We start from the raw sequence: 16,362 nt of genomic DNA, 5'->3' as shown, positions 1-16,362 counted from the left end.
CTCCCGCTGATGGGGTACCTTGCTCCGCGAATGTCCCCCGGCCTTCGGCCTCCTCCTTAATTTCGCTGCGCAAGGCACCCCATCAGCGTGATCGTTATTCAGCGCGGTGGTTAATCAGCCGCGAACCGACAGCGTGCCCAGGTGCACAGGGCATCGGGTGCTCCCCGCAGCGAAATAAAGGAGGAGCCGAAGGCGGGGGACATTCGCGGAGGGGAGTACCCGGTGGCCTGTGCACGCGCCCCGAACAACAGAACCAAGAAACACAAGCCCCGGAGACAAAGCCCAGCACAGGCGGAACCCAAGAATGACCGACACCACCCGCACCCCCCAGCAGACCGCCGAGTACGTCCGCGACGGCATGTTCGAGAACGACAACGCCAGCAAGGGCCTGGGCATGCGCATCGTCGAGGTCGGCCCCGGCCAGGCCACGCTCGAGATGCGCGTGCGCACCGACATGCTCAACGGCCATGCCATCTGCCACGGCGGCTTCATGGCCACGCTGGCCGATTCCACCTTTGCCTTCGCGTGCAACTCGTACAACGAGCTGACCGTGGCCTCGGGCTTTTCCATCGACTTCATCGCACCGGCACGCGAAGGCGACGTGCTCACCGCGCGCTGCTTCGAAGTGTCGAAGGCCGGCCGCACCGGCGTGTACGACACCGAGATCACCAACCAGCGCGGCGAGCGCGTCGCCATCTTCCGCGGCCGTTCGTACACCGCCAAGGGCCGCCCCGCCGTTGCCGCCTGAGGAGACACAAGCCCATGACAGCCAGACACCCCGCCCCCGGCGAACTCGAGCCCATCGAAACCGCGAGCCGCGACGAGATCACTGCGCTGCAGATCCAGCGCCTGCGCGCCACGCTGCAGCGCGCCTACGACAACGTGCCGCACTACCGCCAAGCCTTCGATGCCAAGGGCGTGCACCCTCATGACCTGAAGTCGCTCGCCGACCTGTCGAAGTTTCCGTTCACGGTGAAGACCGACCTGCGCGACAACTACCCCTTCGGCATGTTCGCCGTGCCGCGCGCGCAGGTGGCGCGCATCCATGCCTCGTCGGGCACCACCGGCAAGCCGACCGTGGTGGGCTACACGCTGAAGGACATCGACAACTGGGCCGACCTCGTCGCGCGCTCGATCCGCGCGGCGGGCGGCCGCGCCGGCGACATGGTGCACGTGTCGTACGGCTACGGCCTGTTCACGGGCGGCCTGGGCGCGCACTACGGCGCCGAGCGCGCGGGCTGCACCGTCATCCCGATGTCGGGCGGCCAGACCGAGAAGCAGGTGCAGCTGATCCAGGACTTCAAGCCCGACATCATCATGGTCACGCCCAGCTACATGCAGGTGATCATCGAGCAGTTCGAGCGAATGGGCCTCGATGCCAAGGACAGCTCGCTCAGGATCGGCATCTTCGGCGCCGAACCGTGGACCGAGGCCATGCGCCGCGACATCGAAGGCAAGGCCGGCCTCGATGCGGTCGACATCTACGGCCTGTCCGAAGTGATGGGCCCCGGCGTGGCCAGCGAATGCGTCGAGAGCAAGGACGGCCCCGTCATCTGGGAAGACCACTTCTACCCCGAGATCATCGACCCCGACACCGGCGAGCTCAAGGCCGATGGCGAGGAAGGCGAACTGGTCTTCACCTCGCTCAGCAAGGAGGCCATGCCGATCGTGCGCTACCGCACGCGCGACCTCACGCGCCTGTTGCCGCCCACCTCGCGTTCGTTCCGCCGCATGGGCAAGATCGTCGGGCGCAGCGACGACATGATGATCATCCGCGGCGTCAACGTCTTTCCTACGCAGGTGGAAGAGATCGTGCTCGCGCACAGCGCGCTCACCGGCCTGTACCAGGTGCGCGTGAGCCGCGAAGGCCTGCTCGACCAGGTCGAGGTGCACTGCGAACTCACACCGCACGAGGCCGCCGCGGCCGACCGCAATGCCATCTCCGACTGGGTGCAGCAACGCGTGAAGACGCTCATCGGCATCTCCACCCGCGTGGTCGTGCACGGCCCCGACGAAATGGAGCGCACGCAGACCGGCAAGGCCCGCCGCGTGATCGACACGCGCCCGCGCTGAGCCGCCCGCGCGCCCACACACCGCACAGAAAGGACACGCACATGTACACCCAGGCAATGGACACCATGGGCAAGGATGCAGGCGACGGCAAGCAGAAGAAAGCCGTGCGCTCCGCCGAGGAAATGCGGCTCGAGGAGCGCTTCGACGCGCACATCGACGCCGGCGACTTCATCGAGGCGAAGGACTGGATGCCCGAGCACTACCGCAAGACGCTGGTGCGCCAGATCAGCCAGCATGCGCATTCCGAGATCGTCGGCATGCTGCCCGAAGGCAACTGGATCGGCCGCGCGCCCACGCTCAAGCGCAAGGCCATCCTGCTGGCCAAGGTGCAGGACGAAGGCGGCCACGGCCTGTACCTGTATGCGGCCGCCGAAACGCTGGGCACCTCGCGCGACCAGATGTTCGATGCGCTGCACAGCGGCAAGGCCAAGTACAGCTCGATCTTCAACTACCCCACGCTCACCTGGGCCGACATGGGCACCATCGGCTGGCTGGTCGACGGCGCGGCCATCATGAACCAGGTGCCGATCTGCCGCTGCTCGTATGCGCCCTATGCGCGCGCCATGATCCGCATTTGCCGCGAGGAGAGCTTCCATCAGCGCCAGGGCTACGAAGCGCTGCTGACGATGATGACGCACGGCACCGAGTCACAGAAGGCGATGGTGCAGGACGCGGTCAACCGCTGGTGGTGGCCCTCGGTCATGATGTTCGGCCCGCCGGACGACCAGTCGCCCAACAGCGCGCAGTCGATGCGCTGGGGCATCAAGCGCTTCAGCAACGACGAGCTGCGCCAGAAGTTCATCGACGCCGCCGTCGAGCAGGCGCACATCCTCGGCGTGACCCTGCCCGACCCCGACCTGAAGTGGAACGAAGAGCGCCAGGCGCACGACTTCGGCGCGATCGACTGGAGCGAGTTCTGGCGCGTGATCGGCGGCGACGGTCCCTGCAACCGCGAACGCCTGCAAGCCCGCGTCGATGCCTGGGAAGAAGGCGCGTGGGTGCGCGAGGCCGCCATGGCGCACGCCAGCAAGCAACCGATGAAGGAGGCTGCATGACCACCGATACGAAACAGGAATGGCCCCTTTGGGAAGTGTTCGTGCGCAGCAAGGCGGGGCTCGATCACAAGCATTGCGGCAGCCTGCACGCGGCCGACCCGAAGATGGCGATCCAGATGGCGCGCGACGTCTACACGCGCCGCCAGGAAGGCAGCAGCATCTGGGTGGTGCGCTCGGACCAGATCGTGGCGAGCGACCCGGGGGACAAGGACATGTTCTTCGATCCGGCGGAGGACAAGGTGTACCGGCATCCGACCTTCTACAAGTTGCCCAAGTCCGTGGACCACATGTGAGCGGCACGCCATGCAAGCATCGATCGAACTGAACCGCACGCCCGCCGTGCAATACCTGCTGCGCATCGGCGACACCTGCCTGGTGCTCGCGCAGCGCCTGGGCGAATGGTGCGGCCATGCGCCCGTGCTGGAAGAAGACATTGCCATGGCCAACATCGCGCTCGACCTCGTCGGCCAGGCCCGCGCATTGCTCACGCACGCCGGCAAGCTCGAAGGCGAAGGCCGCGAACACGACGAAGACCAGCTCGCCTACCTGCGCGACGAGCGCGACTACTTCAATCTCACGCTGGTCGAACTGCCGCGCGGCGACTTCGCGTTTGCCGTGGTGCGCAACACCATGGTCGCCACGCTGCTCAAGCTGCTGTGGCAACGCCTTGCCGCATCGAGCGATACCGAAGTGGCCGCCATCGCCGGCAAGGCCGTGAAGGAAGCGCGCTACCACCAGCAGCATTCGGGCGACTGGGTCGTGCGGCTCGGCGACGGCACCGATGAATCGCGCCGCCGCACGGAAAAGGCACTGAAGCAGCTCTGGCTCTACATGCCCGAGCTGTTCGAGAGCGATGCGGTCGATGCGCAAGCCAGCGCGAGCGGCCTCGGTCCCGCATGGAGCGAACTGCGCGAACCGTGGCTCACCGAGATGCAGCAGGTGCTCGACGCCGCCGGGCTTTCCATGCCGCAGGAGACCGCCTTCCGCAGCACCGGCAAGCAGGGCGTGCACAGCGAGCACATGGGCTACATCCTGGCCGAGATGCAGCACCTGCAGCGCAGCTATCCCGGAGGCGTGTGGTGAACGCCGCCCTCGCATCGCGCATCGACGCGGCCTGGGCCGTGCTGCACACCGTCCTCGACCCCGAGGTGCCGGCCGTGTCGGTCTGCGACCTGGGCATCGTGCGCGAGGTGGTCGAACATGACGACGGGCTGGAGATCGTGCTCACGCCGACCTACTCGGGCTGCCCCGCGACCGAGGCCATCGAGCACGACGTGCTCGCGGCCATCGAGCAGGCAGGCCTCGGCCGCGCACGCGCCACCCTGCGCCGGGCGCCCGCCTGGAGCAGCGACTGGATCAGCGAAGAAGGCCGCGCCAAGCTCAAGGCCTACGGCATCGCCCCGCCGGCCCACCTCACGCCAGAAGCTGCAGCCAGCACCGCCATGCCCATCCGCCTCTTCGGCCGCATCGCCGGCGGCGAACGCATTGCCTGCCCGCGCTGCGCGAGCGAGCGCACCGAACGCCTCTCTGCCTTCGGCTCCACCGCATGCAAGGCGCTCTACCGCTGCCTCGCCTGCCGCGAACCCTTCGAACACTTCAAGCCGATCTGAGCGATGAGCACCCTCTTCCACCCCTTGCGCGTGAAGGCCGTCGAGCCCGACACCTCGGAGGCCGTCATCGTCTCCTTCGAGGTGCCGCCCGAGCTGCAGCAAGTCTTCGGCTTCACGCAGGGCCAGTACCTCACGCTGCGCCGCGACATCGACGGCCAGGACCTGCGCCGCTCGTATTCGATCTGCGCCGGCCTGGACGACGGCGAACTGCGCGTGGGCGTGCGCAAGGTGCAGGGCGGCGTGTTCTCCAACTGGATCAACGCGCATCTGCAGCCCGGCGATACGGTGCAGGTGATGGCGCCGCAGGGCCGCTTCTTCGTGCCGATCGAGCCGGGCTCCGCGCGGCATCATGTCGGCATTGCGGGCGGCAGCGGCATCACGCCGATCCTCTCGATCATGAAGACCGTGCTGGCGCGCGAGCCGCTGAGCCGCTTCACGCTGATCTACGGCAACCGGCAGCTGCAGTCCACGATGTTCAAGGAAGAGATCGAGGACCTGAAGAACCGCTACATGACGCGGCTCGCGCTGCAGCTGGTGTTCTCCGACGAGCAGACGGATTCGCCGCTCGGCCGCGGCGTGATGAACCGCGAGAAGATCGGCGAATTCCTGAACACGCTGGTGCCGGCCGCCAGCATCGACCACGCCTACATCTGCGGCCCGTTCCAGATGAACGACGAGGCCGAGGCCGCGCTGCTCACCGCCGGCGTGCCCGAGGAGCGCATCCACATCGAGCGCTTCGGCGTCGCGCTGCCTTCGGCCGCGTCGGCAGGCCAGGTCGGCGCAGTGGTGCACGAGGCCCTGCCCGGCGATGCCAAGCAGGCGCGCATCACCATCGTGCGCGACGGGCTGCAGCGCGAGATCACTTTCACCGAAGGGCAGCCGAGCATCCTCGATGCGGCTTCGGCGGCCGGCCTCGAAGTGCCGTTTTCCTGCACCTCCGGCGTATGCGGCACCTGCCGCGCCAAGCTGGTGGAGGGGGAAGTCCGCATGGAAAGAAACTTTGCGCTCGACAAGAATGAGGTGGCCGCGGGATTCGTTCTGTGCTGCCAGGCGCACCCTCTCACCGAACGCGTCACCCTGTCCTTCGACGAGCGCTGACCTCATAACAATTTTTCAACCGGAGACAAACCAAAATGAAATTCTTCAAGCCCCTGCTGATCGCAGCGCTGTGCACCACCGCCGTTGCGGCCTGGGCCGACGTCAATGTCGGCGTGACGCTGTCGGCCACCGGCCCGGCCGCATCGCTCGGCATTCCCGAGAAGAACACCATTGCGCTGATGCCCAAGACCATCGGCGGCCAGAAGATCAACTACATCGTGCTGGACGATGCTTCCGACACCACGGCGGCCGTGGCCAACACGCGCAAGCTCATCGCCGAGAACAAGGTCGACATCGTGCTGGGCTCGACCACCACGCCCAACTCGCTCGCGATGATCGACGTGGTGAGCGAAGCCAAGACGCCGATGATCTCGATTGCCGCATCGGCCCGCATCGTCGAGCCCATGGACGCCAAGAAGCAGTGGGTCTTCAAGACGCCGCAGAACGACATCATGATGTCGCTCGCGATTGCCGAGCACATGGCCGCGAGCGGCGTGAAGACGGTGGCCTTCATCGGCTTCTCCGATGCGTACGGCGAAGGCTGGTCGCAGGAATTCGCCAAGGCGGCGGAGCTGAAGAAGCTCAAGATCGTGGCCAACGAGCGCTATGCGCGCACCGACACCTCGGTGACCGGGCAGGCCCTGAAGATCATGGCCGCCAAGGCCGACGCGGTGCTGGTCGCGGGCTCGGGCACGCCGGCCGCGCTGCCGCAGAAGACGCTCAAGGAGCGCGGCTACGCCGGCAAGATGTACCAGACGCACGGCGTGGCCAATGCCGACTTCCTGCGCGTCGGCGGCAAGGACGTGGAAGGCACCTTCCTGCCTGCCGGACCGGTGCTGGTGGCCGAGCAGCTGCCCGCCAGCCATCCGGTGAAGAAATCGGCCTTGGCCTATGTCACCGCCTACGAGGCCGCGAACGGCAAGAACTCGGTGTCGACCTTCGGTGCGCACGCCTGGGACGCGGGCCTCTTGATGACCTCGGCCGTGCCGGTGGCGCTCAAGAAGGCGCAGCCCGGCACGCCCGAATTCCGCGCCGCGCTGCGCGATGCACTCGAACAAATCAAGGACGTGTCGGGCGCGCATGGCGTGTTCAACATGACCGCCAACGACCATCTGGGCCTGGACCAGCGTGCCCGGGTCATGGTCAAGATCGAGAACGGCGCCTGGAAATACCAGCCCTGAAACTCGGCTCGCCCCCAGGCTTCGCGCACTTCGTGTCGCTTCTCCCACCCCCTACCGGGGGCAACACCAGAGGCCCGGCAAAGCCGGTTCCTCGGTGTTCCTGACCTGACTCACGGGCGCTGCCCGAAGGTAGTTGTATGGATCTGCAGATCGCCCTGCTTCTGGGGCAGGACGGCATCGTGAACGGCGCCGTCTATGGATTGATGGCGCTCGCGCTGGTGCTGGTGTTCTCGGTCACGCGCGTCATCTTCATTCCCCAGGGCGAGTTCGTCGCCTTCGGGGCGCTGTCGATGGCGGTGCTGCAGGCCGGCCGCGTGCCAGCCACGCTGTGGCTGCTGCTCGCGCTGGCGGCGATGGTGCTGGTGGTCGAGTTCTGGCGCTGGAAGCGCGGCGCGGTGGTCGACTGGGCCTCCGCGCTCGCCTGGTGCGTGGTGCTGCCGCTGGCCGCCGCCGCGCTGGTGCTGCTGCTCAAGCCGACCTCGATGGCGGGCCAGGCGCTCACCACGCTGCTGCTCATCATGCCGCTCGGGCCGCTGCTCTATCGCCTGGCCTACCGGCCGTTGGCCAGCGCCAGCGTGCTGATGCTGTTGATCGTCTCGGTCGCGCTGCATGGCGTGCTGGTGGGGCTGGGCCTGCTCTTCTTCGGTGCCGAGGGCTATCGCACCACGGCGTTCTCCGAGGAGCGCTTCGACGTCGGCGGCATTCCGGTCAGCGGGCAGTCGCTGGTGGTGGTCGGCGTCACGCTGCTGCTGGTGCTTGCAATGTTCCTGTTCTTCGGCCGCTCGATGATCGGCAAGGCGCTGCGCGCCACCGCCATCAACCGCGTGGGCGCGCGGCTGTCGGGCATTCCGACGGAGCTCTCGGGCGACCTGAGCTTTGCGCTCGCGGCGCTCATCGGCGCGGTCTCGGGCCTGCTGATTGCGCCGCTCACCACGGTGTACTACGACACCGGCTTCCTGATCGGGCTGAAAGGCTTTGTCGCCGCCATCGTGGGCGGGCTGGCGAGCTATCCGCTGGCGCTCGCGGGTGCGCTGCTGGTCGGGCAGCTCGAGGCCTTTGCCTCGTTCTGGGCCAGCCCCTTCAAGGAAGTGCTCGTCTTCACGCTGATCATTCCGGTGCTGTGGTGGCGTTCGCTGCACAGCCATCATGTGGAGGACGAGGAATGAACAACACGCCGTCCAACAACACCGCAACTGCCACCGCCGCACCGGCCGGCCGCGCGCTGGTCACGCCCCGGCAGCTGACGCTCGCCTGCGTGGCGGCGCTGGCCCTCGCCTGGGGCTTCCTGCCGGAGTTCACGGTCTCGGTCCTCAGCAACATCGGGCTCTATGCGCTGGTCGCGGCCGGGCTGGTGATGCTCACCGGCGTGGGCGGCATGACCTCCTTCGGCCAGGCCGCGTTCGTCGGCATGGGTGCCTATGCCACCGCGTGGATCTGCACCTCGCCCACGGCCGCCGCATGGCTGGGCGGCGCCGTGAGCCCCGCGCTGCTGCCTTGGGCCGGGCTCCTGCTCGGCCTCGCCTTCACCTTCGCGCTCGCCTGGGCGCTGGGCGCGGTCACGCTCAAGCTGCAGGGCCACTACCTGCCGCTGTGCACCATCGCCTGGGGCCTGAGCCTGTACTACCTGCTCGGCAACATGGATTTTCTCGGCGGGCAGACAGGCATCACCGGCGTGCCGCCATTGGTGATTGCCGGCTACTCGCTGGCCACGCCGCGCGCGCTGGGCGTGGTGATCTGGGCCGTGCTGCTGCTCGCGCTGTGGGCCATGCACAACCTGCTCGACTCGCGCGAAGGCCGGGCCATCCGCGCACTCAAGGGCGGCCGGCTGATGGCCGAGTCGATGGGCGTGGACACGGCGCGCCACCGCGTGAAGCTGTTCGTGCTGGCTGCGCTGCTGGCGGCCGTCTCGGGCTGGCTCTATGCGCACCTGCAGCGCTTCGTGAACCCGACGCCCTTCAACCTGAACATCGGCATCGAGCTGCTGTTCATGGCGGTGGTGGGCGGTGCGGGCCACCTGTGGGGCGCGGTGCTGGGCGCCGCGCTCATCACGCTGCTGAAGGAAAAGCTGCAGGACCTGCTGCCATCGCTGCTGGGCAGCAGCGGAAACTTCGAAGTGATCGTGTTCGGCCTGCTCATGCTGTTCGTGCTGCAGCGCTTTGCGGATGGCCTGTGGCCCACGCTCGCACGCATCGCCGGCCGCTGGGTGCGCCCGCATGCCACGCCCGCGAGCCATACCGCACGGGCCGTGCAGCTCGTGCAACGCAACCTGCCCGCCCGGGGCGAGGTGCTGCTGCAGGCCACCAAGGTCAGCAAGCGCTTCGGCGGCCTGGTGGCCAACAACGACATCTCGATGACGCTGAAGGCCGGCGAGATCCACGCGCTGATCGGACCGAACGGCGCGGGCAAGAGCACCTTCTTCAACATGGTCTCCGGCGTGGACGATCCGAGCGCCGGCGAAGTGCGGCTCGCAGGCCAGGTGATGACGGCAAAGCCCTCGCGCGTGTTCGCCGCGCTCGGCCTGGGCCGCACCTTTCAGCACGTGCGCCTGCTCGGGCAGCGCAGCGTGGCCGAGAACGTGGCGCTCGGCGCCCACCTGCGCGCCAGGCGCGGATGGCTCGCCGCGATGCTGCGGCTGGATCGCGCCGAGGAAGCCGCGCTGATGGCCGAGGCGCGCCGCCAGATCGAACGCTGCGGCCTCGGCGCGCACGCCGACACGCCGGCTGCATCGCTCTCGCTCGGCCAGCAGCGCGTGGTCGAGATTGCGCGCGCGCTGGCCGGCCAGCCTTCGGTGCTGCTGCTCGACGAGCCCGCCGCGGGCCTGCGCCACCTGGAGAAGCGCGCCCTTTCCGTGCTGCTGGGCCAGCTGCGCGCCGAGGGCCTTGGCATCCTCGTGGTGGAGCACGACATGGAATTCGTGATGAACCTGGCCGACCGCATCACGGTGCTCGAATTCGGCACCGTGATCGCCACCGGCACGCCGGCCGAAGTGCAGGCCAATCCGCGCGTGCTCGAAGCCTATCTGGGCGGCGCCGACGACGAACTGCTGGAGGACGCACGATGAGCACCCCGATCCTCCAACTCGACGGCTTCTGCGTGGCCTACCGCAGCGTCGAAGCGGTGCACAGCGTGCAGCTGCATGTGAACGAAGGCGAGATCGTCACCGTGATCGGCCCCAACGGCGCCGGCAAGACCACGCTGCTGTGCGCGGCGATGGGCCTCTTGCCCTCCACCGGCAGCCTTGCGCTGCATGGCGAGCGCATCGCGCGGCCGAGCGTCGAGACCATGGTGGCACGCGGCGTGGCGCTGGTGCCCGAGCGGCGCGAGCTGTTCGGCGATATGTCGGTCGAGGACAACCTGCTGCTCGGCGGCTTCTACCAGTGGCGCAAGGGCAAGCGCGACCAGCGTGCGCGCATGGAAGAGGTGTTCGAGATCTTTCCGCGGCTGCGCGAACGCAAGCCGCAGCTGGCTTCGACGCTCTCGGGCGGCGAGCGCCAGATGCTGGCCATCGGCCGCGCGCTGATGGCGCGCCCGCGGCTGCTGATGCTCGACGAACCTTCGCTCGGCCTGGCGCCGCTGGTGGTGCGCGAGGTGCTGCGCGTGGTCTCGCAATTGCGAAGCCATGGCGTCTCGGTGCTGCTGGTGGAGCAGAACGCGCGCGCCGCCCTGCAGGTGGCCGACCGGGCCTACGTGCTCGAGATGGGCGCCGTGGCGCTCGAAGGCCAAGCGCGCGAATTGATGCACGACCAGAGAATCATCGACACCTACCTGGGCATGGGAAAGAAGGAATGACCCCGGATTTTCTCCCTCCCCTTCCGGGGAAGGAGCAATACCAAGACAGCGAAAGGACACCCGCATGACCACCCTTCAAAGCTACATCGCCGGCCGCTGGATCGGCCAGCAGGGCGCGCAGCAGCTGCGCAGCGCCGTCAACGGCCAGCCCGTGGCCAGCACGCACGCCGAAGCCATCGACTTTGCCGAGGCACTCGGCCATGCGCGCCGCATCGGACTGCCCGCGCTGATGGCGCTCGACTTCCAGCAGCGCGCCGAGCGGCTGAAGGCGTTGGCCAAGCACCTGGCCGCCCACAAGGAAACGCTCTACGCGATCTCGGCCCACACGGGCGCCACGCGCACCGACAGCTGGATCGACATCGAAGGCGGCGCCGGCACGCTCGCCGCCTATGCCGGCATCGGCAGCAACGAGCTGCCCTCGGGCAACCTGGTGCACGAAGGCCCGGCCTTTGCGCTCGGCAAGAAGGGCGGCTTTGCGGGCACGCACATCCTGGTGCCGCGCGGCGGCGTGGCGGTGCACATCAACGCCTTCAACTTTCCGGTGTGGGGCCTGCTTGAAAAATTCGCGCCCAGCTTTCTCGCGGGCATGCCCTGCATCGGCAAGCCGGCCACGGCCACCAGCTACCTCACCGAGGCGCTGGTGCGGCTCATCGTGCAGTCGGGCATCCTGCCCGAAGGCAGCCTGCAACTGGTCGTCGGCGGCACGGGCGACCTGCTCGACCGGCTCGAAGGCGCCGATGTGGTCACCTTCACCGGCTCGGCCGATACCGCCGCGAGGCTGCGCGTGCACCCGAACCTGGTACGCCACTCGATCCCGTTCAACGCCGAGGCCGATTCGCTCAACTGCGCAATCCTCGCGCCCGACGTGACGCCCGACGACGAGGAGTTCGATCTCTTCGTGAAGGAAGTGGCGCGCGAGATGACGATCAAGGCCGGCCAGAAGTGCACCGCGATCCGCCGCGCGATCGTGCCGCGCCATCACCTGGATGCAGTGGCCGAACGGCTGCGCGCGCGACTGGCCAAGACCGTCATCGGCGATCCCTCGCGCGAAGAAGTGCGCATGGGCGCCCTCGCCTCGCATGCGCAGCAGGCCGACGTGGCCGAACGCGTGGCGACGCTGCTGCAAGGGGCCGAGCTGGTCTACGGCGAGCGCGACGGCTTCTCGCCGGTGGGCGACGGCGTGGCCGGAGGTGCCTTCTTCGCGCCCACGCTGCTCCTGAGCCGCAAGCCGCTCGAGCACGACGCCGCACACGATGTCGAAGCCTTCGGCCCTGTCAGCACGCTGATGCCCTACGACGGCATCGACGAAGCCCTGGCGCTGGCCGCACGCGGCCGCGGCAGCCTGGTCGGCACGCTGGTCACGCGCGACCCGGCCATCGCGGCCAAGGCCATTCCGGTGGCTGCCGCCTGGCACGGCCGCCTGCTGGTGCTCGACCGCGAAGCCGCCGCCGAATCGACCGGCCACGGCTCGCCGCTGCCGCAGCTCAAGCATGGCGGCCCGGGCCGCGCGGGCGGCGGCGAGGAGCTCGGCGGCCTGCGCGCGGTGAAGCACTACCTGCAGCGCGCCGCGGTGCAAGGCTCGCCCACCATGCTGGCCGCGATCACCGGCGAGCACGTGCGCGGCGCGGCCGTGCGCGAGAGCGAGGTGCACCCGTTCCGCCGCCACTTCGAGGACCTGCGCGTCGGCGACTCGCTGCTCACGCACCGCCGCACCGTCGGCGAGGCCGACATCGTGGCCTTCGGCGGCATCTCGGGCGACTATTTCTACATGCACTTCGACGAGGTCGCGGCCAGGGAGTCGCCGTTCGGCAAGCGCATCGCGCATGGCTACTTCGTGCTGTCGGCCGCGGCGGGCCTGTTCGTGTCGCCCGCGCCGGGCCCGGTGCTCGCCAACTACGGCCTCGACACGCTGCGCTTCGTCAAGCCCGTGGGCATCGGCGACACCATCCGCGCGCGCCTCACGTGCAAGCGCAAGATCGACCGCAACAGGAAGGACGCGAGCGGCCAGGGACAGGGCGTGGTGGCCTGGGACGTGGAGGTGACGAACCAGGACGGCGAGCTGGTCGCGAGCTACGATATCCTGACCCTCGTCTCCAAGAAACCAGAAACCACCTGATGTTCGATCTCACAGGAAAAGCAGCACTCGTCACCGGCGGCAACGGCGGCATCGGCCTGGGCATGGCCCAGGGCCTCGCCAAGGCGGGCGCCCGCGTCGTCATTGCCGCGCGCAACGCGCAGAAGTCGGCCGCCGCGGTCGAGGCGCTCAGGGCCCTGGGCAGCGACAGCTTCGCGCTCGAAGTCGACGTGGCCGACGAAGCCTCGGTGCAGAAGGCGGTCGACCAAGCAGCCGCGCGCTGCGGCCGTCTCGACATCCTCGTCAACAACGCCGGCACCACCGTGCGCAAGCCCGTCGACCAGCTCGCACTGGACGAATGGCACAAGGTGATGGACACCAACCTGACCAGCGCCTTTCTCTGCAGCCGCGCCGCGCACCCGCACCTGAAGGCGGCCGGTGGCGGCAAGATCATCAACATCGGCTCGATGATGTCGATCTTCGGCGCGCCCTATGCGCCGGCCTATGCCGCGAGCAAGGCGGGCATCGTGCAGCTCACCAAGTCGACCGCGCTTTCGTGGGCGGCCGACAACATCCAGGTCAACGCAATTTTGCCGGGCTGGTTCGAGACCGAGCTGACCGACGGCGCCCGCAGCCAGATTCCGGGCCTCTACGACCGCGTGGTGGCCCGCGCGGCGGCCGGGCGCTGGGGCCAGCCGGCCGACATCGCCGGCACCGCGGTGTTCCTTGCGAGCCCCGCCTCCGACTACGTGACCGGCACCGCGATCCCGGTCGACGGCGGATTCTCCATCTCTGGCTGAAGCCGGGCGGCCCGTGTAAATTCGGCCGCCATGCTTCTCTGGTTCCAGATCCTTCTCTTCATTGCCGGCACGGCCGCGCTGCTGTACGTTTCGCGCGGCCCGCTGCGCCAGCCCGGCTCGCATGGCTTCTACCGCTTCTTCGCGTGGGAATGCATGCTGGTGCTGATCATCGTGAACCTGCCGGTGTGGCATGTCGACCCGCTGTCGTTCACCCAGTTGCTGTCCTGCGTGTTCCTCGCGCTGTCGATCTGGCTGCCGATCCATGCGGTGAAGCTGCTCAAGGCCCACGGCAAGCCCACCGAGGCGCGCAGCGACGATCCGGCGCTCTACGGTTTCGAGAAGACGTCCTCCATCGTTTCCACCGGCGCCTTCCGCTACATCCGCCACCCGATGTACACGGCACTGATGCTGCTTGCCTGGGGCGCCTTCCTCAAGCAGTTCACCTGGCTCACGCTGGCGCTGGTGCTGGCGGCCACGGTGCTGCTGTTCCTGACGGCCCTGAGCGATGAAAAGGAATGCATCGCGCATTTCGGCGACGACTACCGCGCGTACATGCGCGGCACGCGGCGCTTCATTCCGTTCGTGCTGTAGCGGGCGGTCGTTCTTCTCAGGCGGAAGTACCGCCGTTGCCTGAACGCAGGACGGGCGCCAGCGGGCGCGCATCGACCGCTTCGCCATCGACGATGAAATGCCCGCCCGCCACGTGATGCAGCGTGCGCAGCTCGTCATGCCCGGTGAAGTTCCACCGGCCATCGGCGAACACGCGCGCATCGGCCTGCGCCGCGATCACCTCGCCCAGGAACAGGTCGTAGCGCTGCTGGATCGGCGGCTCGGGCAGCAGGCGGCATTCGAGCCAGGCCGCGCAGCCTTCCAGCAGCGGCGCCTCGGTCGCGACGCCCGCGAAGGTCTGCAGGCCATAGGACGCGAACTTGTCGTGCCCGTCGCGCTCCACGATCTCGCGGCCCGAGCTGTTGCCCAGCGCATCGGTCAGGTCGAGCTGCGCGCGCGTGGGCACCTGCAGCGCGAAGCTGCCCGCGCCTTCGAGCAGCACGCGCGTCCAGGTGCTCTTGTCGAGCACCACGGCCACCTTGGGCGGATCGAAGTCCAGCGGCATCGCCCAGGCCGCGGCCATGATGTTGCGCTGGCCGCCATGCGCGGCACTCACGAGGACGGTGGGGCCGTGGTTCAGGAGACGGTAGGCCTTGTTCAACGGAACCGGCCGGCGGTGAGAGGCATTCATGCGCGGGGAACTCGCGAAAGCGAGTCCTGAGGATGGAGGCCCGCCAGCCTACCAGCAGGCGCCGGGCCTTGCTCGGCCGGGGCTCAGGCGCCCGGTTGCCTCTCACGCCGCATAGGCGTCGCACAGGGCGAGGTACTCATCGCCCGAGATCTCCAGCGCAGTTGCGCGGCGCAGCACGCGGGCCTTCGGCTTGGGCAGGTCGGTCTTGATCTGGATCTGCTTGCCAATGGGAATGCCCATGTAGTCCTGGTTGACCCAGGTGTTCTCGACGATGTTGTGCCATGGAAGCAGCAGGCCGTTCTCGAAGGTCAGGCCCTGGTGGCCGATGACGAACGCGGGCGTCCCGATGTTGGCCAGCGTGCGGATGCACTTGACGGCCAGCCACGCGGCCAGCAGACCGAAGCCCGCCGCAATGAGGATACCGATGTTCTTGTCCTGCGCGCGGATGCAGAGCACGGCCAGCACAAGTGCCACCACCACCCAGAGGGTGGTACCGGCGATCAGCCGCGTGCGGGAGTAGAAGACGGGGCGGTCCTGGCGGGTTTTTTCCTGCTGGCTGGCGGAGCTGTAGATTTCCATTTTTATTAAGTCGCTGTATCGCTGTGTGTTGCAGATGGAGGAAAGAAAGAGAGGGCTCAGGCCGACGGAAGGCGCTGCATGAGGCACACCATCAGCACCGGTTCGTTGTCGATCTTCGAGCGATCGATCTTGCGGGTCCTGCCGTTGGCGACGATCACCAGGTGCTCGTCGACGCCCATGGCTTCGGCGTCGGACTGGGTGCGGATCGTGTCGATGCTCGACCACGCGATGAGCTGGTCCTTGTGCACCAGGCCGTCCGCATTCAGCGCCAGCGCACCGAAGGGCACGGTGTCGCCGGCATGCAGGCGCCGCTCGACGTCGTGCCGCAGCGCCTCGCCCACGGCTTCTTCCACTTCGGCGACCAGCGCATGCGCGTCGTCCCACAGGTCGAGCCGCAGCCGCAGCGTCTTGCCGTCGCGGGTGGTGAGCAGCAGGTGGTTGCGGTTGTGGCGATGGCGCAGCCGCGTCACGTCGGCGAAGGCCACGGTCGTCGCACCAAGCTGCAGGCCATGCGCGCCCAGGGTCAGCACCTGCGGGGTTCGCAACCACGCGAAGAAGTCGCTGCCCTTCCAGCCGATCAGGTAGATCGCGGCCGGGATCGCCAGCACCAGCACGAAGAAGGCGCCCTTATAGCGAACGAAGTCCGGAGTGACGAGGTAGGGAAGGATGTATATCTTTGCCGGCACCAGCACCATGGCGCAGAAGACATAGATCGCGGCAAGGCCGGCCAGCACACAGTAGAACGCGTAGCGCGGAAAGATTCGGTCGTGACGAAGAGGCATGTGAGGCACCCAATGCGTCGACAACGGGCGTGGTGGCGTGAAGCTGAATTGCGCGCACGAAGATACCAGCGGGAGGCCTCG

General features: G+C 67.9%; 17 protein-coding genes. 14 read left to right on the top strand and 3 right to left on the bottom strand.

The features are described from left to right. Nucleotides 1–304 precede the first annotated feature (304 nt). From paaI to RZE77_RS05920, 14 genes are all read left to right on the top strand, one after another. A complete protein-coding gene (gene paaI / locus RZE77_RS05985; protein WP_124957352.1) occupies nucleotides 305–748 on the top strand; it encodes a hydroxyphenylacetyl-CoA thioesterase PaaI in 444 nt (147 codons plus the stop codon). 14 nt (nucleotides 749–762) lie between these two features. Further along, nucleotides 763–2,073: a phenylacetate--CoA ligase PaaK gene (gene paaK, locus RZE77_RS05980; protein ID WP_319441095.1), complete on the top strand. Its 1,311-nt coding sequence runs from the start codon at nucleotides 763–765 to the stop codon at nucleotides 2,071–2,073. A gap of 41 nt (nucleotides 2,074–2,114) precedes the next feature. After that, the gene (paaA, locus tag RZE77_RS05975; RefSeq protein WP_319441094.1) at nucleotides 2,115–3,128 is read left to right on the top strand and encodes a 1,2-phenylacetyl-CoA epoxidase subunit PaaA; all 1,014 of its coding nucleotides are present in this window, start codon (nucleotides 2,115–2,117) and stop codon (nucleotides 3,126–3,128) included. Continuing rightward, nucleotides 3,125–3,421 carry a 1,2-phenylacetyl-CoA epoxidase subunit PaaB gene (paaB, locus tag RZE77_RS05970; protein ID WP_319430285.1) on the top strand — a complete coding sequence of 99 codons (297 nt, stop codon included), beginning with the start codon at nucleotides 3,125–3,127 and terminating at the stop codon, nucleotides 3,419–3,421. The genes paaA and paaB overlap by 4 nt, the downstream gene beginning before the upstream one ends. A gap of 10 nt (nucleotides 3,422–3,431) precedes the next feature. Next, nucleotides 3,432–4,211: a 1,2-phenylacetyl-CoA epoxidase subunit PaaC gene (gene paaC / locus RZE77_RS05965; protein WP_319441093.1), complete on the top strand. Its 780-nt coding sequence runs from the start codon at nucleotides 3,432–3,434 to the stop codon at nucleotides 4,209–4,211. Continuing rightward, nucleotides 4,208–4,738 (top strand): 1,2-phenylacetyl-CoA epoxidase subunit PaaD, encoded by a 531-nt coding sequence (gene paaD / locus RZE77_RS05960; RefSeq protein WP_319441092.1) that lies wholly within the window; start codon nucleotides 4,208–4,210, stop codon nucleotides 4,736–4,738. The genes paaC and paaD overlap by 4 nt, the downstream gene beginning before the upstream one ends. Nucleotides 4,739–4,741: 3 nt before the next feature. Further along, the gene (paaE, locus tag RZE77_RS05955; protein WP_319441091.1) at nucleotides 4,742–5,836 is read left to right on the top strand and encodes a 1,2-phenylacetyl-CoA epoxidase subunit PaaE; all 1,095 of its coding nucleotides are present in this window, start codon (nucleotides 4,742–4,744) and stop codon (nucleotides 5,834–5,836) included. 35 nt (nucleotides 5,837–5,871) lie between these two features. Next, entirely contained in the window at nucleotides 5,872–7,017 is a 1,146-nt protein-coding gene (locus RZE77_RS05950; protein WP_319441090.1) for an ABC transporter substrate-binding protein, read from the top strand. Nucleotides 7,018–7,154: 137 nt separating this feature from the next. After that, nucleotides 7,155–8,183 carry a branched-chain amino acid ABC transporter permease gene (locus tag RZE77_RS05945; protein WP_319441089.1) on the top strand — a complete coding sequence of 343 codons (1,029 nt, stop codon included), beginning with the start codon at nucleotides 7,155–7,157 and terminating at the stop codon, nucleotides 8,181–8,183. After that, on the top strand, nucleotides 8,180–10,078 hold the full coding sequence (locus tag RZE77_RS05940; protein WP_319441088.1) for a branched-chain amino acid ABC transporter ATP-binding protein/permease: 1,899 nt from the start codon (nucleotides 8,180–8,182) through the stop codon (nucleotides 10,076–10,078). Before RZE77_RS05945 ends, RZE77_RS05940 begins: the two co-directional genes overlap by 4 nt. Continuing rightward, entirely contained in the window at nucleotides 10,075–10,806 is a 732-nt protein-coding gene (locus RZE77_RS05935; RefSeq protein WP_319441087.1) for an ABC transporter ATP-binding protein, read from the top strand. The genes RZE77_RS05940 and RZE77_RS05935 overlap by 4 nt, the downstream gene beginning before the upstream one ends. A gap of 64 nt (nucleotides 10,807–10,870) precedes the next feature. After that, complete coding sequence (gene paaZ / locus RZE77_RS05930; protein ID WP_319441086.1) at nucleotides 10,871–12,922, top strand: phenylacetic acid degradation bifunctional protein PaaZ; 2,052 nt, start codon at nucleotides 10,871–10,873, stop codon at nucleotides 12,920–12,922. Further along, the gene (locus RZE77_RS05925; protein ID WP_319441085.1) at nucleotides 12,922–13,680 is read left to right on the top strand and encodes an SDR family NAD(P)-dependent oxidoreductase; all 759 of its coding nucleotides are present in this window, start codon (nucleotides 12,922–12,924) and stop codon (nucleotides 13,678–13,680) included. The genes paaZ and RZE77_RS05925 overlap by 1 nt, the downstream gene beginning before the upstream one ends. Nucleotides 13,681–13,710: 30 nt before the next feature. Continuing rightward, on the top strand, nucleotides 13,711–14,271 hold the full coding sequence (locus tag RZE77_RS05920) for a methyltransferase family protein (RefSeq protein ID WP_319441084.1): 561 nt from the start codon (nucleotides 13,711–13,713) through the stop codon (nucleotides 14,269–14,271). Nucleotides 14,272–14,287: 16 nt separating this feature from the next. Here the strand turns inward: RZE77_RS05920 and RZE77_RS05915 are convergent, their stop codons facing one another. The 3 genes from RZE77_RS05915 to RZE77_RS05905 all read right to left on the bottom strand — a co-directional run bounded on the left by RZE77_RS05915 (nucleotide 14,288) and on the right by RZE77_RS05905 (nucleotide 16,281). After that, nucleotides 14,288–14,920: a flavin reductase family protein gene (locus RZE77_RS05915; protein ID WP_319441083.1), complete on the bottom strand. Its 633-nt coding sequence runs from the start codon at nucleotides 14,918–14,920 to the stop codon at nucleotides 14,288–14,290. Between the two features lie 102 nt (nucleotides 14,921–15,022). After that, on the bottom strand, nucleotides 15,023–15,499 hold the full coding sequence (locus RZE77_RS05910; protein ID WP_319441082.1) for a hypothetical protein: 477 nt from the start codon (nucleotides 15,497–15,499) through the stop codon (nucleotides 15,023–15,025). A gap of 56 nt (nucleotides 15,500–15,555) precedes the next feature. Then, nucleotides 15,556–16,281 (bottom strand): hypothetical protein, encoded by a 726-nt coding sequence (locus RZE77_RS05905; protein WP_319441081.1) that lies wholly within the window; start codon nucleotides 16,279–16,281, stop codon nucleotides 15,556–15,558. Between the last annotated feature and the right edge of the window lie 81 nt (nucleotides 16,282–16,362).

It is taken from the genome of Variovorax sp. SPNA7, assembly GCF_033807855.1.
Taxonomy (GTDB): Bacteria; Pseudomonadota; Gammaproteobacteria; order Burkholderiales; family Burkholderiaceae_C; genus Variovorax; species Variovorax beijingensis.
Note: the sequence above shows the minus strand (reverse complement) of the source record. Positions and strands in the feature narration are given on the sequence as shown.